This is a genomic window from Serratia montpellierensis, from assembly GCF_020858655.1.
In the GTDB taxonomy this organism is placed as follows: domain Bacteria; phylum Pseudomonadota; class Gammaproteobacteria; order Enterobacterales; family Enterobacteriaceae; genus Serratia; species Serratia montpellierensis.
In genome coordinates this window covers 218,903-237,364 of sequence record NZ_VOSN01000015.1, presented here as the reverse complement: position 1 = coordinate 237,364, position 18,462 = coordinate 218,903, and the positions used below count along the sequence as shown (strand labels likewise).

Here is an 18,462-nt window from a genome sequence, read left to right as displayed (position 1 = left end):
TAATTATATTTTGTCTAACCAGAAACTTTTCTTTGCAGCACTAATATCGATCATGTGATTATTCATAGCCCAAGAGCTTTGCTGTTGCCTCAAGGCCTGAGAATTTTCCCACATGCTATCGTCGAAGAATTCCAACATGATATTTTGCAACCATGACTTCCCTTTTAGCGTAAGCAAGAGCTCCGCCCCATTATCCTGCATGAAGCCATCCAGAATAAGGCCGTTAATAATCGCGTTGAAATCCTCCCGGCATTCCGTTCCCCACGCCTTGCGGTAATGCGCCTTATCAATTCGATAGTACAGCAGATTGAAAATCATATAACGCTGACGACTTAGCTGTGGCGTAAGCTGAATGCTGGCAGTAGTGAAGGTGCTGTCCCCATTCTGCACGGCGTCGATATAGCGATCCACGCTCTTCGAAATCCCAGTACGCCGCTGGTTTATAAAGCTGTATGCCCCTGGGCCGATTCCCAACGCGTCGACACACTCCTTCATCGTCCAGTGATTGTATTTGGATTCAAAACCCGGCAGCGCGTAGTGTTCGTGCATATAGTTGCGCATACCCGCCTCCGCGGCGAACTGGCCGATCATCGCTTGCATATCCTTGACCAACACGCTTTCCGCATCGGCGACAGGCGCCACCTTGCCGGATTTAATCAACGCTTCTTGCCGCGTGCCCGGAGTAATGCGATACAAATAGGTCGTCAGATGTTTAATACCCAATTCATGGAGTACTTTAAAATCTTTTTCCCAATGCGCTAGCGTATGCCCCGGCATGTTATACATCATATCGAGTTGGATATGTTCTAATCCGGCATCTTGCAACATGCGGATGGAGTCAATCGTCTGCTGCGCTTTATGCGGTGAACCGACGGTGCGTAATACTTCAGGTTGGAAAGATTGAGCCCCCAGAGAAATCCGATTAATAATCGAATCAGCAATATAAACCGCTTTCTCTTTGGTGAAATCCTTAGCATTCCCTTCCAGGGTAATTTCACAGTCCTTCGCCAAATTAAAGTATCGAGTTAACGTTGTGAGAATTTTATCGAGATGGGTAATTTCCAACAGAGAACCAGTTCCGCCTCCGATGTATACCCCTCTCAACCGCGCATTGCCCCAGCGACGTGTTGCGGCATGGCGCTTCAAATCCAGAACCAAAGCGTCAACATAGCGGTCCAATAAATCTTGCGACTTTCCTTTATTCATCGGCAGCAGGTCAACAAAGTATGGGCACGCTTTACAACACACTCGGCAATAAGGGACTGAAAGATACATAACAAAATCAGTCCCATCGCTTTCAAGCGACAGCGATTTAATAAGATTATTCTCAGACTCGCCATCTGAGACATCATACATATCGGGTGGGTACAGAATGAATGGCATATAGCAGCGATTTTTGTACATTGCTCTTACTCCATATTGTTTTAGGCTAACTTTTTTGTGGTATGAAGAATATATCCGCCAAAACAAAAATCAAGTAAATTCTTTTACCATTTCGATACCAATTTAACGTTTTATTAATCTCATCACTCAACAAAAACCAAGGAGTTCGAAAAACAAACAGATTGATTGCATTTGTTAATGATAAAAAAACATAAAGAAAGCCAAAGTTTAATCGGTATGAAATAATTAACCAATGCTTAACGAAGCATTGGTTAATATATAGATAGCGAAATATATTTATCTATGCCAAGAAGGCGTCGATGAAGAGAGATAACTCTATGATGAAACCTGGCAATCCCGTAGGCGACACGCTGTCGCTAAAGGTGCAATTACCTAACCGACCAGCACCGCCGCATGACGTTGTAAAGCGGGCGCAGCACGCCCGCCCGATTCTCAGATAAGCTCCAGCGCGATCAGTTCTTCGATGGTTTGGCGGCGGCGGATCAGGCGAGGTTCGCCGTTTTCGAACAGCACCTCCGGCAACAGCGGACGGCTGTTGTAGTTGGAGGACATCGACGCGCCGTAGGCGCCGGTGTCGTGGAACACCAGATAATCGCCGATCTGGACCGGCGGCAGTTCGCGGGTTTCCACGCCGCCGCCCGCCTGCTGGGTGAACACGTCGCCGGATTCACACAGCGGCCCGGCGATCACCGTTTCGCGCAGCGCTTGCCCCGAAGTATCTCGCCCATCGGCCGGCAACAGCGAAATATGATGATAGCTGCCATACATTGCCGGACGCATCAGATCGTTAAAACCGGCATCCACCAGCACAAAGTGGCGGCTGCCCATGTCTTTTACCGCTCGCACCTCGGCCACCAAGACGCCCGCTTCCGCCATCAGGAAACGCCCGGGTTCGATCTCCAGCGGTACCGGATGCCCCAGATGCGCGGCGATGCGTTCACGCGCCCGGTTCCACAAACCGAAATAGTGTTCGGTATCGATCGCCTCTTCGCCGTACTGATAGGGAATAGACAGGCCACCGCCGGCGGAAATGGCGCTGATGTCATGACCGAGATCGATCACCTGCTGCACCATCGCATCGCAGACCCGCTCCAGATGCTGATAATCGACGCCGGAACCGATATGCATGTGTACGCCGATCAGTTTTAGGCCGTAGCGGCGGATCTTCTCCACCGCCTGCGGCAGGTCGGCATACCAGATGCCGTGCTTGCTGTTCTCGCCGCCGGTGTTGGTTTTCTGGCTGTGGCCGTGGCCAAACCCCGGGTTAATGCGCAGCCACACCGGATGCCCTGCGGAAACCTGGCCGAGCTGATCCAGCATGTCGATGGAACCGGCGTTGACCGGGATCTTCAATTCGCTGACGCGCGCCAGCGTGGCATGATCCAACACGTCTGCGGTAAACACGATCTCACTCGGCTCGCCGCCCGGTTGAAAACCGGCCTGCAGCGCCCGCTCGATCTCACCCAGCGACACCGAATCCACCTTTACGCCCTGCTCGCGCATCAAACGCAAAATATGAATATTCGAACAGGCCTTCTGTGCGAAACGGATAGTGTCGAAGTGGCGCAGTTGAGCGATGCGCTGGCTGATGATGTTCGCATCATAGGCCCAGACCGGGCAACCGAAACGCTGCGGCAAGGCCAGCAGGTTAGCGGCATTCAACGCGGTGGAGGTGTCGTGCAACGAGCGAGGCATGGCGATATTCCCAATTCGAAAATGACGGCAGATAGAGCCATAGTGCCGTACGCTAAATCGGGTGAAAAATATCTATTTAGCCGTAGTCTATTCATTTATGATATGGCTTTCTTTCCAGTCGAGCAGCCTTGCCATGCACAGCATCTCTTTGCGGCAGATCGAAATCTTTCGGGCGGTGATGACCACCGGCAACCTGACCGAGGCGGCAGCCCTGCTGCAAACCTCGCAACCGACCGTCAGCCGTGAGCTGGCGCGCTTCGAGAAGCTGATCCGGCTGCAGCTGTTCGACCGGGTGCGCGGTCGCTTGTCCCCCACGGTGCAAGGCCTGCGGTTGTTCGAAGAGGTGCAGCGTTCCTATTACGGCCTCGATCGCATCGTCAACGCCGCCGCCGGTATCCGCCAGTTTCAGCAGGCGCAGCTGTCGATCGTGTGCCTGCCGGTATTTTCCCAATCGCTGCTGCCGGCGGTGTGCCGGCCCTTTATCGAACGTTACCCGGAAGTCAGCTTCAGCGTCATCCCGCAAGAGTCGCCGCTGCTGGAAGAGTGGCTGTCTGCCCAGCGCCACGATCTCGGGCTGACGGAAACCACCCTGACGCCGGCGGGCACCGAGCGGGTGACGCTGATGACGTTGAACGAAGTGTGCGTGCTGCCGACGGGCCACCCGCTGCTGGTGAAAGATCGGCTGACGCCGCAGGACTTCGCCGGGCAGAACTTTATCAGCCTGTCGAGCACCGACAGCTATCGCCACCTGCTGGATGCGCTGTTCGGCGAACAGGGCGTCGAGCGCCGCATGGTGATGGAAACGCACAGCGCGGCGTCGGTGTGCGCCATGGTGAGAGCCGGCGTGGGGGTGTCGATCGTTAACCCGCTGACCGCGCTCGACTATGCCGGCAGCGGCGTACAGGTGCGGCCATTCAGCATCGACGTGCCGTTCACCGTCAGCCTTATCCGGCCGCTGCACCGCCCTTCGTCGGCGCTGGTGACGGCCTTTATCGACCATTTGCATCAACAAGCTGCACTCTTCTCCGCTCGCCTGGCCGCCGCCGTCAAGCGGTGAAAACGGCGTGGGAATGTTGCCGAAGCCTCAGCGCAGCGTCGCCTGCCACAGCGGATCGCTGGCGAACCACTCCACCAGAAAGTCCAGCATGGTGCGCAAGGTGGCGGGCATCTGGCGACGCGAGGTATAGATGCCGTAGATGCCCATCGACTGCGGCCGATAACCCGGCAGCAACTCAACCAGTTCGCCGCTGGCCAGCAGCGGCGCCGCCGAATAATAGGGTTGCATGGAAATGCCCGCCCCCTGCACCGTGCCGGCCATCAGCACCACCGACTCGTTGGCGCTCAGGTTGCCGCTGACCGCCACCGCCGATTTCACCCCCTGAGCGTCAAAGTGCCACAGGCTTTTGCCGAAATAGGAATAAGTCAGGCAGTTGTGCAACGCCAGATCCTGCGGCTGGCGCGGCGTGCCGTGCGCCGCCAGATACGCCGGCGCGGCACACACCACCGATGCGCAGGTGGACAGCGGCCGGGCGATCAGGTTGGGATCCAGCTCGTTGGTGATGCGCAGCGCCAGATCGATGCGCTCTTCCACCAGATTCACCGCCCGGTTGTTCATCTGCAGATCGACCGCCACCTGCGGGTGACGCTTCAGATACTGAGCGACGGCCCCCACCAGCGCCGTTTGCCCGAGCGACTGCGAACAGGTGATGCGCAGCAGGCCGCGCAGCTCGTCGCTCTGCCCTTCCTCCACCAGATCGATCTCCCCCGCCAGCGCCAGCATTTGTCGGCAGCGCTCCAAAGTACGCTCACCGGCGTCGGTCAGACTAAGCTTACGGGTAGTGCGATGCAGTAAACGTGCCCCGGCCCATTGCTCCATCTGCGCCAGATAGCGCGTCACCATCGCACGCGACATCTCCAGCGTTTCCGCGGCGGCGATCATGCTGCCGCGATCGACGATGGTGACAAAAACCTCAGCGGCGGTAATGCGATCCATGATTAGTCCGATTTATGCAACGAATAATTGCTTATTATCCGGTTTTTCTATCGCTTTATGCAACCTAACATCATTACAACATTAACTGATACCTAAGGACCTCTGCCCATGTTTAAAAAATCACTGTTAACTCTGGCCTTCACCGGCGTCGCCACTCTGAGCACCTACGCCACCGCAGCCGACACTCTGACCATGGAGGTGTATAACCCGGGCGAGAAAAGCGTGTTCCCGGTGTCTTCCGAAATCATCAGCGGCAAACACGAAGTGGCACTGATCGACGCTCAGTTCCAGCGTAACGATGCTGAAGAGTTGGTGAAAAAGATCAAGGCGACCGGCAAGAAGCTGACCACCGTTTATATCAGCCACTCAGACCCGGATTTCTATTTCGGTCTGGACGTGATCAAGGCGGCCTTCCCGGAGGCGAAAATCATCGCTTCGCCTGGCACCATCAAAGACATCAATGCGACCAAAGACGGTAAAGTTGCCTACTGGGGCCCGATCCTGAAAGACAACGCGCCGAAAACCGTGATCGTGCCGCAGCCGCTGCAGGGCGACAGCTTCACCATCGACGGCCAGAAAGTGGAAGTGAAAGGCCTGAACGGCCCGACCCCGGATCGCACCTTCGTATGGATCCCGGCGCTGAAAGCGGTCGTGGGCGGTGTCGCGGTCGCCGGTGACAACATCCATCCGTGGATCGCCGACAACCAGAGCGTAGAATCGCGCCAGCACTGGCAGCAGACGCTGAAAAACATCGAAGCACTGAAGCCACAGGTCGTCGTGCCGGGCCACTTCCTGCCGGGCGCAGCGCAAACGCTGGCATCGGTGCACTTTACCCAAAAATACCTGACCACGCTGGAAGCCGAGCTGCCGAAAGCCAAGGATTCCGCCGCGCTGATTGAAGCGATGAAAAAACACTACCCGACGCTGAAAGACGAGTCGAGCCTGGAACTGAGCGCGAAAGTGCTGAAAGGCGAGATGAAGTGGCCGCAATAAGCGCCCGTGCGTGATTGAACCAGCCCTGGCGCCGCGGTGAACTGCCGCGCGCCAAGCGAGGAGTAAAAATGACCGAAACCACTCTGCATTATATTTTCGATCCGCTGTGCGGCTGGTGCTACGGCGCCGCGCCGCTGGTGAAAGCGGCTCAGAGCCTCCCCGGGCTGAAGGTGGTGCCGCACGCCGGCGGCATGATGACCGGTAACAACCGCCGCCAAATCACCGACGAATGGCGCAACTACGTCATTCCGCACGACAAACGCATCGCCGAGATGACGGGCCAGCCTTTCGGCGAAGCCTATTTCAACGGACTGCTGCGCGACACCACGGCAGTGATGGATTCCGAACCGCCGATCACCGCTATCCTGGCGGCGGAGAAACTGGCGGGACGCGGGCTGGACATGCTGCACCGCATTCAGCAGGCACACTATCAAGAAGGCCGGCGCATCGCCGACACGCCGGTGCTGGAAGCGTTGGCGAAAGAGTTGGGGTTGCCTTCGGCGGCGTTTATCGCCGAAATGCGCTTCAACAGCGGCGCGCCGACCGCGCAACACATCGCGGAAAGCCGGGCGCTGCTGGCCAAAGTGCAAGGCCAGGGGTTCCCGACCTTTGCGCTGCAGGACAGCGAAGGCCGCCTGCATCTGCTGCCGGCCGGCAACTATCTGGGTAACGTGGAAGCCTGGAAAAACCTGCTGGGCGCCGCCGCGCTGGCGTAACCCCCTCGCCCCGGCTGTCGGGGCGGGTCATTCGACCCGTACGAACCGCCCTTCCGCCCGCACGTTGTGACCGAACCCACAATCCCCCCGCGTGTGCATCTCCAGCGCTTGCTCGCCAAACTCCAGCGTAACGTCGCAGACCTGCGCGCTTTCCGAGTCATGCTGATGGTAGACGGCCTTGCCGTGCTCAATTGGCAGCTCGGCGGAGAAGTCGCCCATGTTCGGGCCGTAATACAGCCCCATCTGCGGCATGGCGTAGCCGGAGAAATCGATCAGCCAGCGCTCGCCCTGCGGCTTCACCACCACTTCGCTCCACACGCCGCGCCCGGCGTATTGCCAGTACACGCCGCCCGGCCCCTGCGGCTGTGGCCACTGCGCCAGCCGTTGGCGCAACAGGCTCATGTTGTGCTGCGATTTGTCATCGTGCGGCGCCAGCGCCAGATAGGCCTGCGCCTTGAGCAATTCGCCGGCGTGCATCAACGACAGCGCCACGTTGTTGTAGGCCGTAGCAACGGCCTGTTCACTCAGGCCGCAAAACTCGCTCCAGGCCGCCTGATCGCGAAAGATGTCGGCAGCTTTGGCGTAATCCTGCCGCTGATAGGCCTTTTTTCCCAGTTCGGCGTAGCTCGCCACCTTTTGGCAGTCGGCGGCGATGTCCGGCTCGTCAATGTGCGCCCAGGCCCGGGCGCTGGCGAAGACGCCGCAGGTCAGCAACAGAGGAAACCAAGCCTTCATCGTTTATCCTTTCTGCAAAAATTCGGCGCCAGTATAACCGCCCGCGGGCGGAGTGTATGCCGCAATTGCGCCCAGCTGCACGCTGTCGGCGATTCAGCCGCTTTATTTCAAATGGTTAGCGGAGTTAAAACTGCTTACAGTCACGGTTTGTTTGTTACCGGCCCGCAGCCCATGCTGAACGAAATACCGCAATTATCGAGCCGTTATGAACGCAACCCCCTTGCAGAAACACGCCGTGTGGCAGCTGATCAAACCCTTTTGGGTGTCGGAGGAACGATGGCGCGCCTGGATGATGCTGATCGCCATCGTCATCCTGTCACTCGGCCTGGTCTATATCAGCGTGCTGATCAACCAGTGGAACCAGGTGTTCTACGATGCGTTGCAGAACAAAAATTACCCGGTATTCAAGGCGCAGCTGTGGCGTTTTACCTATCTGGCGCTGATTTTCATCGTGCTGGCGGTCTACAAGATCTACCTCACCCAGGGGCTGCAGATGCGCTGGCGGCGCTGGATGACGGAAAAGTTCATGGGGAAATGGTTGGCGCACCAGGCGTATTATCACACCGAACAGCAACAGATCGTCGATAACCCCGATCAGCGTATCGCGGAAGATCTCAACGTGCTGACCCAATATACCCTGTCGCTGTCGCTCGGGCTGCTCTCCAGCCTGGTGACGCTGTTTTCCTTTATCGACATTTTATGGCACGTCAGCGGGCCGATGACCTTCGCGCTCGGTCAGCACGCCATCACGCTGCCCGGCTATATGGTGTGGTTCGCGCTGCTGTATGCGGTGCTGGGATCGCTGCTGATCTGGTGGGTCGGCAAACCGCTGGTCATGCTGGGCTTCAACCAGGAACGGTACGAAGCGAACTTCCGTTTCGGCCTGATCCGCATCCGCGAAAATAACGACGCCATCGCGCTGTACCACGGCGAACCGCGCGAGGCACAGCAGCTGGGCGACCGTTTTGACACCATTCGCAGCAACTGGTGGGCAATTATGCGCATCACCCGGCGGCTGAACATCGCCACCAACTTCTACAGCCAGTTCGCCATCGTGTTTCCCATGTTGGTGGCCGCACCGCGCTATTTCTCCGGCGCCATTCAGATGGGTGGCCTGATGCAAATCTCCTCGGCCTTCGGTCAGGTGCAGGGTGCGCTGTCGTGGTTTATCGACGCCTTCAGCGATCTGGCGACCTGGAAAGCCTGCGTCAACCGTTTGGCCGGCTTCAACGCCGCCGTCGATCAGGTGCATCATCAGCCGCGCGGCATTCAGCTGCGGGAAGAGCCCGTCCATCCGTTAACGCTGGATAACCTCAGCCTGCACTTGCCCGACGGCCAACCGCTGCTGGCCGGCGCCGAGATGACGCTGCAACGCGGCGATCGCCTGCTGATCGTCGGCCCTTCCGGCTGCGGCAAGTCGACGCTGCTGCGGGCCATCGCCGGCATTTGGCCTTACGGCGCGGGCGCCATCGGGCTGCCGGCCAACGCCAATACCCTGTTCCTGCCGCAGCGCAGCTACATTCCGATCGGCACGCTGCGCGAGGCGTTGAGCTACCCGAGCCAGGCGACACAATACAGCGACGAGCAGCTGATGCGGGTGCTGGAAAACTGCCGGCTGAAACACCTGCAGCGCTGGCTGGATACCGCCGCCAACTGGAGCCACCGCCTGTCGCCGGGCGAGCAACAGCGGCTGGCGTTCGCTCGCGCCCTGTTGATTCGCCCGAGCATCCTGTTCCTCGACGAAGCCACCAGCGCGCTGGACGACGAAACCGAGCAACTGATGTACTGCCTGCTGGTGGATGAACTGCCGGACGTGACGCTGATCAGCGTGGCGCACCGCAACAGCGTGGCGAAGTACCACCAGACCTGCTGGCGCTTCAGCCGCAGCGAAGATCAACCGGCGCGCCTGGCACTGAGCCCGCTGCCGGTATAACCCGCAGAGCCGGGTGCTACCGCGCCCGGCGTTCGTTCAAATGCCGTCGGTCTGCACGTCTTCGCACTTCACTCGGCGGCGCTCATGCCACAGGCTGGTCAGGCCGCGTTTGCCGCACGCCAGCGCCACCTCGCGAAACTCATCCAGGCTCAACCCGTCGCGCTCCAGCATCATTTCCGCCGCCAGCTGCATATTGACGCCGGTGAGCACTTCGCAATCGCCCTGCTCATCCGCCAGTTCGCAGGCGCTGCGAAACGGCGAACCGCCGAGCATATCGGTCAGGAACACCACGCCGTCCGGCTGCATCACCGCCGCCAGCGCCGAGCGTAGGGCGTCCCTGAGCTGCGCGGTACTCATCTGTTCGGGGAAATCAACCGCCGTGCAGTACCGCTGCGGCCCCACCACCTGTTCCACCGCCTGCAACAGCCCGGTGGCAAAACCGCCGTGGCCGGTAATCACAATGCCTGGCATAGCTCGCTCCTCACAAAATGCCGATAAATTTGCCCACTACGCCAATCGCTACGGTGACGCCTATCAGCTTCACCGGTGAGAATCCGCGCTTCATCAGGAAGAAAATAAGCAGCGTGAAACACAGCGGCAATAAATTGGGCATCAACTTGTCCAGCACGTCGGTCTGCAACGCCACGCTGGCCTTGCCGGCATGCATCACCAACGGCGTGGACAGGTGCACATACGAGGCCACCAGCGCGCCAATCACCGTCATGCCGACGATCGACGCGGCGTGAGAAATGCGCCGGGTGTGGGTCTTCAACAGCGCCAGCGCGCTGGTGCCGGCCTGATAGCCGTAGTGCGCCAGCCCAAAACGCAGGCCGAAGTGGAACAGGTTGAACAGCAGCAGGAAGACGATCGGCCCGAACAGGCTCCCTTCCAGCGCCAACGAAGCGCCTATCCCGGCGCAAATCGGCAGCAGCGTCAGCCAAAACAGCGCGTCGCCGATGCCGCCGAGCGGCCCCATCAGCGCCACTTTCACCGCGCGAATGGTGGAGATTTTCTCCTTGTTCTGCTCCATCGCCAGCACCAGACCGGACAGGAAGGTGACGTCGAACGGGTGCACGTTGATAAATTCCATGTGCATCTTCATCGAGTTGGCCAGATCCTGCGGGTTGCGGTGGATCTTGCGCAGCCCGGGGATCAGCTGATACAGCCAGCCGCCGGCCTGCATGCGTTCATAGTTGAACGACGCCTGCAACAGCAGCGAACGCCAGGCCATGCGGTTGATGTCGCCGCGCGTCAGCGCTTCGGCGGGCTGGCTGTCCAGATAGTCGTCCTGCTCCACCTGGCTGGTGGCCAGCGCCTGCGCCATGCGTTGCTCGGCCTTTTGCGCCAGCAGATCGTCAGAATCGTTAAATGCCATCTTCGGCGTCCTCCTGCGGAGCGGGCCGGGCCGTCGCCTCTGCCGCGCCGCGTTGCGTGTTGAAGAAGTCGATCAGGGCGATCGCCAGGGCACCCAGCGCCACCGCCAGGATCGGCAGCTTGAGGAACGTGACCGAGATGAAGCCAAGGATAAAATAGGCCACGTAGGTTTTTTTCATCATCACCTTCATCAGCAGCGAGAAGCCGATCGCCGGCATCATGCCGCCCGCCACCGCCAGCCCGTCCAGCAGCCAACCTGGCGCCTTTTGCACCATGGCGCTGGCCGCATCGGCGCCGAAGTAAATCGGCAGGAACGCCACCACGAAATAGAAGATGAACAGGATGCTGATGCCGAGGTAATTCACCCGCTCAATGCCGCGCCAGTTCAGCTCTTTCACCATGCGATCGCAGCGGTGCATCATCGGCGAGAACAGCGTAAACAGCAGCGTGATGCAACCCTGTACCGCAATCGAGAACGGTACCGCCACGCCGATCGCCACTTTAGGATCGGCCTTGGTCAGAATGGCGAAGGCGGTGCCGATCACCCCGCCAATCACCACGTTAGGCGGTTGGGCGCCCGCCAGCGGCACCATCCCCATCCACACCAGCTCCAGCGTGCCGCCCACCAGCAACCCGGTGTAAACGTCGCCCAAAATCAGCCCCACCAGCGGCCCCATCACCACCGGCCGGTGGAAGTGGGTCAGACCGTCGAACAGGTCAACCCCCGCCAGCCCGGCCAACAGCGCAATCAATAACGCATCCGTCAACATGCTTTCCCCCAGGCTCAAAAGAGCAGTTTGCCGATCGCCTCACCCGCTTCATCCGGCACCCGGCGCACTTCGCACTCCACGCCCAGCGCCGCCAGCGCGCGAAACGCGGCCACGTCGCCGTCGTCCAGCGACACCGTTTTGTGCACCTGCCGCTTCCCCTCGGCGAAGTGCATATTGCCGACGTTGACGAAACGGATCGGCACCCCGCCGCGCACCAGCGTCAACACGTCCTGCGGTGTTTTGCACACCAGAAAAATCTTCTGCCGATCCGCCGCCTTGTGGATCACGTCGATGGTTTTCTGCAGCGTGAAGTAGCGGGTCTGCACCCCTTCCGCCACCACCATGTCCATCAGGTTCTGCTGCACCGGATCGGCGGCGGCCTCATCGTTGGCCACCACCACCAGGTTGGCACCGAGGGTATTGGTCCAGGTCACCCCCACCTGGCCGTGCACCAGGCGATTGTCGATGCGGGTCATTAAAATGTTCGGCATGTCAGAGGCCCTCCGGGTAACAGGCGGCGTGGTAATCGTCGAGCACCTGCGTCACTTTATGCAGCACCCACTCCTGCGGATCGGCGCTCAATTCGCCGGCATTCAGCGCCCGCGCCTGATCCGGCAGGTACTGGCTGAGCAGCGCCAGCGGCACCGGGCTGCGGCGCAGGTTGTCCAGCAAACCGTCGACCGCCTGTTGCACCTGCGGCTGCGGCCAGTAGTAACGCACCCGATCGCTCAGGCTGTAGTGGCGATCAAGATACTGCTGGTGCGGCGTGCCGTGGTAATAGCGGCTCCACTGCTGTGGCTGCTCGCGCATCACCTGCTCCAGCGTGGCGCACAGCTGCGCCGACTGGCGTTCCCCCAGCCATTCGCGTTCGATGCGATCGAGGGCGAACAGCGCTTCGCGCAGCGCGAAGGTCAGCGCCGGCCCCACCTTCAGGATGGCGAAGTGATCGCGCACCAATTGGCGGTAGGCCTGCGGCGGTTGGTAATCCGTAGAGTGCGCTTCATAGATCATGCCCGGCTGCCGTTCGATGAAATGGCTCAATGCGTCGGCACGCTGCGGCTGGTAATGCTCAACGCTGTGGTGATCGAACTCGACGCCCGGCTGCACCACCAGCGCAATGGTTCGCTGCCAGGCATCATTCAGCTCGGCTTTTTGCCAGGCGATACGATGCGTTTCCAGCGTTTGCTCCACCGCCTGCGGCGTGGTGACCTGCAGACCCGCCAGCGCCTCCTGCGCGCCGCCCGGCACCGGCACTTCGGTGCCGATCACATAGACCGGCGCTTCGCCGCCGCTCTGTGCCCAGGCCCGCTCCGCCACCGCGCACAGGCGCGCCGCACGCTCGGCAACCGTGGCATCCCCCAGGGGCGAGGGATCGCCGGCGCACGACATGGAACAATCGAGGTGAATTTTGCGAAATCCGGCGCGAACGTAATCGTCGATCAAGGTTTCCGCCAGCGCCATCGCCTCCTGAGCCGGGCGATCTTGCCAGGCGTTGGGCCCCAGATGATCGCCGCCCAGCCACACGCGCTCGCGCGCCAGGCCAGCCTCATCCGCCAGGCGCCACAGCGCATCGCGGAACTGGGCCGCCGTTTGGCCGGTATAGCCGCCGAACTGATTGACCTGGTTGGACGTCGCCTCTACCAATACCGGCGTGCCGCGCGCTTTGGCCTGCCGCAGCGCGGCCTTCAGAACCCAGGGATGGGCGGAACAGACGGAAAAGATCCCGACCGGCATACCGGCCTTGTGCTGCTCGACAAGCTGTAACAACTGCTGCATGAAGCCCCCATGCAGGCGCCCTGCTACCGATCGGCGATGATGACCTCCACGCCCAACTCGGTTAACGCCCGCTCGTAATCGTCCGGAAGACGGCTGTCGGTGATCAGCCGATGGATTTGTCCGGCTTCGCGAATCATGCAAAAGCTCTTGCGACCGAATTTGCTGGCATCCGCCACCGCGATAATCTCGCGCGCCACCTCGCACATCACGCGATTGAGGTGCGCCTCACCGGGGTGAGGCGTGGTGATGCCGGCGCTCAGATCGAACCCGTCGACACCCAAAAACAGCTTGTCGAAGCGGTACTGACGCAATTGCTGCTCGGCAGCCGGACCGTAGAGCGAGTAAGAGTTGCGGCGCACGCTGCCCCCCAGCACCATGACCTCCACCCCGTCGTTTCCCGAAAGCTCGTAGGCAATGTTCAGCGCATTGGTCATCACTACCAGATCGCGCCGCCCCTTCAGGAACGGCACAATCTGCGCGGTGGTGGAGCCGGAATCGAGGATCAGCGCATCGCCGTCGCGCACATAGCCGGCCGCCGCATTGGCGATCAGCGTTTTGACGTCGCGATTCAACCGCCCTTTGTCCCGCAGCGGCCGATCGAAAGCGAATTGCTGATTGAGCATTGCGCCGCCGTAAGCGCGCAGCGCACACCCTTTTCGTTCCAGAAAGCGCAGATCGTTGCGGATCGTCACCGTGGATACCGCAAACTGCTTACTGAGCTGTTCCACGCGCACGCTGCCGTGCTCGCATAACAGATCGATAATGTGTTCACGTCGCTTTGCGGTATTCACTGGCATGAGCTGCGGTCCTCAGGTTTCCGGCAACGCCGGGGAGAAGATGGCTTTCGCTCTACTGCGCTGGCATTACAGCAAAGCGAAAGCAATGAAATTGTGATCGGGCTTACAGCCCCGTTTTAGCAAAAAAATCGCCAAAAAACCTTTCGAATCGAAACAAACCGAAAATCAAAAAAGCGGAAAGGGGGAAAAGTGAAACGCCATGACGGGCACGAGCGCCGGAGGGCAACTGCGCGGGCAGCGGGAGAAGTGAAAGTGGAGTGGGCCCCACCTTGTGCCATGACTTTTAGTTCGCTCAGTGACCAGGATCACATAATGGGAATTATCCGGCGGTCGGCGGGGGAAAACCCCCGCCAGCCTACCGGGCAATCCCCTTGTCAGCACGAGCCATCTTCCCTACACTTGCGATCAGATATCGACCACTTGTCGGTACGTAAGCGTTAACGTCAATCAACGCATCACGCCATGCAGCGCTGATTGACTGCATGCCCTGGTGCGAGGAACTCATGCCGCAACCCGCTTCATCCCCAACGTCCACCGCGACCCCGCGTCGCCGTTTACATCGCCCTGTCCTGCTGATCGTCGGCATTATGCTGATCGCGGCCAACCTGCGCGCCGCCCTGACCAGCGTCGGCCCACTGTTGGAACAGATCCAGCAACAGCTGGCGTTGTCCGCCACCGCCGCCGGCCTGATCAACTCGTTGCCGCTGATCCTGTTCGCCGTTCTCTCGCCATTGACTCCGGCGCTGGCGAAACGCATCGGCATCGAACGCACCCTGGGCCTCGCCCTCGCGCTGCTGGTCTGCGGTATCGTGCTACGTTCCCTGCCGCAAGACGCCATGCTCTGGCCGGGCAGCGTCCTGATCGGCGCCGCTATTGCCTTCGCCAACGTGGTGCTGCCAACGCTGGTGAAAAGAGACTTTCCGCATCGCGCCGCCGCGATGATCGCCGCCTATGCGGCGGTGATGTCACTGGTTGCCGCCATCGCCTCCGGCCTGGCGGTGCCGCTGGCTGCCCTGGCCGGCCTCGGCTGGCGGTTCTCTTTGCTGTGTTGGGGTTTGCCCGCCTTGCTGGCGCTGCTGGTGTGGCTGCCGCAGCTGCGGCGCTCAGCCACCCCCGCCACCAAAGAACCGCAGCCGACGGAGCAACAGCGCTACCGTTCTCCCTGGGGCAGCGCGCTGGGTTGGCAAGTGGCGATGTTCATGGGGCTACAATCGATCGCCTTCTACACCATCATCGGCTGGTTCAGCGCCTTTGCCGCCAGCCACGGCACTTCCGCCCAGCAGGCCGGATTCGAGCTGTTTGTTTATCAGGTGGTCGCGATCGTCGCCAACTTTGTCATGGTGGTGATTTTGCCGCGGGCGCGCGATCAGCGGGCAATAGCGCTGGGCAGTTCCCTGCTGATCTTCATCGGCGTCGGAGGATTATTGGTGCAACCCGCCAGTTCCCTGGTGTGGCTGACATTTGCCGGGTTGGGGGCGGGGAGTTCACTGGTGCTGGCACTGTCGTTCTTTGGTTTACGCAGTCAGCATCATCACCAGGCGACGCTGCTGTCGGGTATGGCGCAATCCGTCGGCTATTTGCTGGCAGCGCTGGGGCCCACGTTGTTCGGCCTGCTGCACGATCTGACGGATGGCTGGCGTTTGCCGCTTATCGTCCTGCTTTGCCTGACCATTCTGCAAATGCTGTTCGGCGCACTGGCCGGCCGCAGCCGCGTGATTCGCTAGCGCCGTTGGGCGATGGGCCGCACCGGCTCAGGCGCGCTATCCTGCCACAAGTCTTCAATAAAGGCGCGTTGCTCATCGCTCAACACCCACGAAGGCGGAATTTTGGACTGCGCACGACGCTGTGCGCCCTCACGGTTTTTAGCCTGCTTTTTGTTCACAAGTCGCCTTCCTGCTTAACCTACTTAATTCAGTAACCAATAAATCACGGCGGCGATGAGTAGCCAGAACAGCCCACTCCCGATAAATACGCACAGCCATGCTTTACGTTTGATATTTGATCCATCCTTGCTCACCACAGCGCCCTCAACCAATAGATTAAACCATTCAAATTGAGATTATCGATCTATTTTAACGATCGATAAAGTCGTTTTTTCCTATGGCATTTTAAAAAACTGCTGCTACCCATAGACCTGCACTGCGGCCTCAGTAAGGACGGTACCGTGGATACCCTTGTTATCGGCAGCCGACAACGCGTATTGATAGGCGAACGAATGTGCAGTGTGCCACACCTTGCATGGTCAAAATTAAACCTCTGGTAAATAATTCAACAGTCAATTATTTGACTGGTCATAAGGCAAATCGGCAACAGACCGCGCTGAAGGGAGGAGAGAAAATGAAGCGACGTACTGAAATCCTGCGGAGGAGCACCGGCCCGTTTTGGTCTCGCCCGGGCCGGCGTGAGTTAACCGATTCTGCTGACGGAATCCCGGCTGGCGTGTTCACGCTCAATGCCGGTCAACTCGCGTAAATGGCCTGAGCGCATCTCAAGCAGCCGATCGGCATGTTCGAAATAGTGATCGTCATGGCTGATCGCAAACACCGTTTTGCCCAGCGCACGCAATTCAGGCAACAGCTCGCGATAGAAAATCCGCCGGAACTGCGGGTCCTGATCTGCGGCCCATTCATCCAACAGCAGGATATCGCGCTGCTCTGCCACCGCCAACAGCAGAGCCAGGCGTTTACGCTGCCCTTGCGACAGCTGCGGGTTAGTCACCCTAGTGCCGTCGAACTGCAGTTTGCTTTTCATATTCAACCGTTCGAGCCAGCCGGCGACCAATTCCGCATCAGGTTCACCGCCTTCCGGCCCTTGCAAGCGATCGAACTGATGAAAATCGGTGAAAATTGCCGAAAAAAGCCGACGGTAGTCCGGCATATCCGCCGCGGTTTGTGCGACGCCATCCAGAACGATGTGACCGCTCACCGGTTGATACAACCCGGTCAACAACATCGCCAGCGTTGACTTGCCACTGCCGTTGCCGCCGATCAGAAAGACCAACTCACCACGCCGCAGCGTCAGATTGAGCGGCCCGACGGCAAAACCGGGTTGCTGTTCCGTATCCGCATAGTGAAAAACCACGTCGCGAAGCTCCAGCGTCTGCCAGGAACGGGCGACGGCGGCAGGAAACGCCGCTTGATACTCGGCCAGGCGCAGCGTCTTCAGCTTGTTAAAGGCCACTTCGGCGCTAACCAGCGTCGGAAACGCCCCAACCGCCTGCAGTAATGGCGTGCGTAAGAACAGCAGCGTCAGTGAATAGGTGGCGGCCACCACCGAGTCCGCCCATCCCAGACTGTTAGCCATAAAGAACACCAGCCCAATCGCGCCTAACATCATGATATTTGACCAGTTGAGCGCACTCAAATGGAAGGTATCGGCGCGAATGATATGGTAGCGATAAGCTTGCGCATCGGGCTGATAGGTTTGTTCGTACAGCGCCTGCGCCCGCTTGCGGTTCAACATCAGTTCCTTACGACCGTCAATTACCGACTCATAACGGTGATAGAGACGCTCTTCCGATTCGCGCAAACTGGCCATATGACGATAAACCCGTGACACCAGGCAGCCACTGCCCACGACGGTCACCGCCACCCAGACCGCCGTCACCGCCAGCATTTTCGGCGATAGCCACCCCAGATAGGCTGCCGCCCCCAGGGTCAAAATCACCCCTTGTACCAGTTCAGGCAAGCGAACGAAGGCGACGGTGATATTGCGGATATCGCTGGACAGGCTCGCCAGCAATGAGGCGCTGCCTACCTGCTCGAGACGTTCAATATCGGTATCCAGGATGCGTTTCACCAACTGCCCACGCAGGCGATAGACGAAGTAATGGCCCAATGTCGTCAACGCCAATTGCGAGCCCAGCGTGACCGCCATCAGCAATGCCAGCAGGGCGAGAAACATTGGCAGCACGGCCAATGCATCGCCGCCGGCCTCCATCAGGTATTGATTGATAAATGCAATGATACCGATGCCTAAACCGGCGCTGGCCATGGTCAGCGCCATGACAGCCAGAAATGGCCAACGGTACTGGTGATAAACCACCCGTAGCAGTTCCATGAAAAAACCTCTGAAGTCGCGATCTGGCAGGCATTGTAAGCGGCGTGAGAATGAGATCAAGACGAATTCTCATCACAGTTTATCAAGCACCGCCCTGAGAGAGACGGTATCTCATGGCTGCCTGACGGATACAAACTCTCCACAGGGTTCTTACAGGACGCTAAATATTCGCTAATTAAATAACCTAACGAAACAAATTAAATAACCATATAAAATA

At 59.2% G+C, this 18,462-nt stretch carries 18 protein-coding genes; 5 read left to right on the top strand and 13 right to left on the bottom strand.

Annotation, left to right across the window (positions count from 1 at the left end; translation table 11 throughout):
• Positions 1-3 precede the first annotated feature (3 nt).
• Together FUU19_RS17810 and lysA are read right to left on the bottom strand one after the other, a co-directional pair.
• A complete protein-coding gene (locus FUU19_RS17810) occupies positions 4-1,404 on the bottom strand; it encodes a coproporphyrinogen-III oxidase family protein (RefSeq protein ID WP_197834303.1) in 1,401 nt (466 codons plus the stop codon).
• Positions 1,405-1,836: 432 nt separating this feature from the next.
• A complete protein-coding gene (gene lysA / locus FUU19_RS17805; RefSeq protein WP_230490991.1) occupies positions 1,837-3,099 on the bottom strand; it encodes a diaminopimelate decarboxylase in 1,263 nt (420 codons plus the stop codon).
• 133 nt (positions 3,100-3,232) lie between these two features.
• On the opposite strand from lysA, the gene FUU19_RS17800 reads away from it, so the two are divergent.
• Positions 3,233-4,156 (top strand): LysR family transcriptional regulator, encoded by a 924-nt coding sequence (locus FUU19_RS17800; protein WP_202670354.1) that lies wholly within the window; start codon positions 3,233-3,235, stop codon positions 4,154-4,156.
• Between the two features lie 27 nt (positions 4,157-4,183).
• On the opposite strand, the gene FUU19_RS17795 is transcribed toward FUU19_RS17800, so the two are convergent.
• On the bottom strand, positions 4,184-5,092 hold the full coding sequence (locus FUU19_RS17795) for a LysR family transcriptional regulator (RefSeq protein ID WP_230490990.1): 909 nt from the start codon (positions 5,090-5,092) through the stop codon (positions 4,184-4,186).
• Positions 5,093-5,200: 108 nt separating this feature from the next.
• Between FUU19_RS17795 and FUU19_RS17790 the strand changes: the two genes are divergently transcribed.
• Entirely contained in the window at positions 5,201-6,085 is an 885-nt protein-coding gene (locus tag FUU19_RS17790) for an MBL fold metallo-hydrolase (RefSeq protein WP_041036524.1), read from the top strand.
• Positions 6,086-6,153: 68 nt separating this feature from the next.
• Complete coding sequence (locus FUU19_RS17785) at positions 6,154-6,801, top strand: DsbA family protein (RefSeq protein WP_063990723.1); 648 nt, start codon at positions 6,154-6,156, stop codon at positions 6,799-6,801.
• A gap of 27 nt (positions 6,802-6,828) precedes the next feature.
• On the opposite strand, the gene FUU19_RS17780 is transcribed toward FUU19_RS17785, so the two are convergent.
• A complete protein-coding gene (locus FUU19_RS17780; RefSeq protein ID WP_230490989.1) occupies positions 6,829-7,536 on the bottom strand; it encodes a tetratricopeptide repeat protein in 708 nt (235 codons plus the stop codon).
• Between the two features lie 205 nt (positions 7,537-7,741).
• Here FUU19_RS17780 and FUU19_RS17775 point away from each other — a divergent pair, with 205 nt between their 5' ends.
• Complete coding sequence (locus FUU19_RS17775; protein WP_141966881.1) at positions 7,742-9,469, top strand: ABC transporter ATP-binding protein/permease; 1,728 nt, start codon at positions 7,742-7,744, stop codon at positions 9,467-9,469.
• A gap of 36 nt (positions 9,470-9,505) precedes the next feature.
• Here the strand turns inward: FUU19_RS17775 and agaF are convergent, their stop codons facing one another.
• From agaF to agaR, 6 genes are read right to left on the bottom strand one after another with little or no spacing between them, the layout of a single operon-like run.
• Positions 9,506-9,940, bottom strand: coding sequence for a PTS galactosamine/N-acetylgalactosamine transporter subunit IIA (agaF, locus tag FUU19_RS17770; RefSeq protein ID WP_141966879.1), 435 nt, complete (start codon positions 9,938-9,940; stop codon positions 9,506-9,508).
• A 10-nt stretch (positions 9,941-9,950) separates the two neighbouring features.
• Positions 9,951-10,844: a PTS system mannose/fructose/sorbose family transporter subunit IID gene (locus FUU19_RS17765; RefSeq protein WP_025304087.1), complete on the bottom strand. Its 894-nt coding sequence runs from the start codon at positions 10,842-10,844 to the stop codon at positions 9,951-9,953.
• Positions 10,834-11,613: a PTS N-acetylgalactosamine transporter subunit IIC gene (gene agaW / locus FUU19_RS17760; protein ID WP_019455697.1), complete on the bottom strand. Its 780-nt coding sequence runs from the start codon at positions 11,611-11,613 to the stop codon at positions 10,834-10,836. Before agaW ends, FUU19_RS17765 begins: the two co-directional genes overlap by 11 nt.
• Positions 11,614-11,627: 14 nt before the next feature.
• Positions 11,628-12,104 carry a PTS N-acetylgalactosamine transporter subunit IIB gene (gene agaV / locus FUU19_RS17755; protein ID WP_019455696.1) on the bottom strand — a complete coding sequence of 159 codons (477 nt, stop codon included), beginning with the start codon at positions 12,102-12,104 and terminating at the stop codon, positions 11,628-11,630.
• A gap of 1 nt (position 12,105) precedes the next feature.
• Positions 12,106-13,389, bottom strand: coding sequence for a D-tagatose-bisphosphate aldolase, class II, non-catalytic subunit (locus FUU19_RS17750; protein WP_230507286.1), 1,284 nt, complete (start codon positions 13,387-13,389; stop codon positions 12,106-12,108).
• Positions 13,390-13,412: 23 nt separating this feature from the next.
• Positions 13,413-14,186: a transcriptional repressor AgaR gene (gene agaR, locus FUU19_RS17745; protein WP_004931804.1), complete on the bottom strand. Its 774-nt coding sequence runs from the start codon at positions 14,184-14,186 to the stop codon at positions 13,413-13,415.
• A 503-nt stretch (positions 14,187-14,689) separates the two neighbouring features.
• Here agaR and FUU19_RS17740 point away from each other — a divergent pair.
• On the top strand, positions 14,690-15,910 hold the full coding sequence (locus tag FUU19_RS17740; RefSeq protein WP_141966873.1) for a CynX/NimT family MFS transporter: 1,221 nt from the start codon (positions 14,690-14,692) through the stop codon (positions 15,908-15,910).
• On the opposite strand, the gene FUU19_RS17735 is transcribed toward FUU19_RS17740, so the two are convergent.
• The 3 genes from FUU19_RS17735 to FUU19_RS17725 all read right to left on the bottom strand — a co-directional run bounded on the left by FUU19_RS17735 (position 15,907) and on the right by FUU19_RS17725 (position 18,245).
• On the bottom strand, positions 15,907-16,068 hold the full coding sequence (locus tag FUU19_RS17735) for a hypothetical protein (RefSeq protein WP_185742262.1): 162 nt from the start codon (positions 16,066-16,068) through the stop codon (positions 15,907-15,909). The two genes, FUU19_RS17740 and FUU19_RS17735, sit on opposite strands and share 4 nt — an antisense overlap.
• Before the next feature lie 24 nt (positions 16,069-16,092).
• Entirely contained in the window at positions 16,093-16,206 is a 114-nt protein-coding gene (locus tag FUU19_RS17730) for a YmiA family putative membrane protein (protein ID WP_049288145.1), read from the bottom strand.
• A 386-nt stretch (positions 16,207-16,592) separates the two neighbouring features.
• Positions 16,593-18,245, bottom strand: coding sequence for a multidrug ABC transporter permease/ATP-binding protein (locus FUU19_RS17725; protein ID WP_141966871.1), 1,653 nt, complete (start codon positions 18,243-18,245; stop codon positions 16,593-16,595).
• Positions 18,246-18,462 lie beyond the last annotated feature (217 nt).

What these genes read in the sequence shown, in the direction of transcription:
- FUU19_RS17810 (WP_197834303.1), bottom strand. Translation starts at nt 1,404, where the DNA reads ATGTACAAAAATCGCTGCTATATGCCATTCATTCTGTACCCACCCGAT.
- lysA (WP_230490991.1), bottom strand. Translation starts at nt 3,099, where the DNA reads ATGCCTCGCTCGTTGCACGACACCTCCACCGCGTTGAATGCCGCTAAC.
- FUU19_RS17800 (WP_202670354.1), top strand. Translation starts at nt 3,233, where the DNA reads ATGCACAGCATCTCTTTGCGGCAGATCGAAATCTTTCGGGCGGTGATG.
- FUU19_RS17795 (WP_230490990.1), bottom strand. Translation starts at nt 5,092, where the DNA reads ATGGATCGCATTACCGCCGCTGAGGTTTTTGTCACCATCGTCGATCGC.
- FUU19_RS17790 (WP_041036524.1), top strand. Translation starts at nt 5,201, where the DNA reads ATGTTTAAAAAATCACTGTTAACTCTGGCCTTCACCGGCGTCGCCACT.
- FUU19_RS17785 (WP_063990723.1), top strand. Translation starts at nt 6,154, where the DNA reads ATGACCGAAACCACTCTGCATTATATTTTCGATCCGCTGTGCGGCTGG.
- FUU19_RS17780 (WP_230490989.1), bottom strand. Translation starts at nt 7,536, where the DNA reads ATGAAGGCTTGGTTTCCTCTGTTGCTGACCTGCGGCGTCTTCGCCAGC.
- FUU19_RS17775 (WP_141966881.1), top strand. Translation starts at nt 7,742, where the DNA reads ATGAACGCAACCCCCTTGCAGAAACACGCCGTGTGGCAGCTGATCAAA.
- agaF (WP_141966879.1), bottom strand. Translation starts at nt 9,940, where the DNA reads ATGCCAGGCATTGTGATTACCGGCCACGGCGGTTTTGCCACCGGGCTG.
- FUU19_RS17765 (WP_025304087.1), bottom strand. Translation starts at nt 10,844, where the DNA reads ATGGCATTTAACGATTCTGACGATCTGCTGGCGCAAAAGGCCGAGCAA.
- agaW (WP_019455697.1), bottom strand. Translation starts at nt 11,613, where the DNA reads ATGTTGACGGATGCGTTATTGATTGCGCTGTTGGCCGGGCTGGCGGGG.
- agaV (WP_019455696.1), bottom strand. Translation starts at nt 12,104, where the DNA reads ATGCCGAACATTTTAATGACCCGCATCGACAATCGCCTGGTGCACGGC.
- FUU19_RS17750 (WP_230507286.1), bottom strand. Translation starts at nt 13,389, where the DNA reads ATGCAGCAGTTGTTACAGCTTGTCGAGCAGCACAAGGCCGGTATGCCG.
- agaR (WP_004931804.1), bottom strand. Translation starts at nt 14,186, where the DNA reads ATGCCAGTGAATACCGCAAAGCGACGTGAACACATTATCGATCTGTTA.
- FUU19_RS17740 (WP_141966873.1), top strand. Translation starts at nt 14,690, where the DNA reads ATGCCGCAACCCGCTTCATCCCCAACGTCCACCGCGACCCCGCGTCGC.
- FUU19_RS17725 (WP_141966871.1), bottom strand. Translation starts at nt 18,245, where the DNA reads ATGGAACTGCTACGGGTGGTTTATCACCAGTACCGTTGGCCATTTCTG.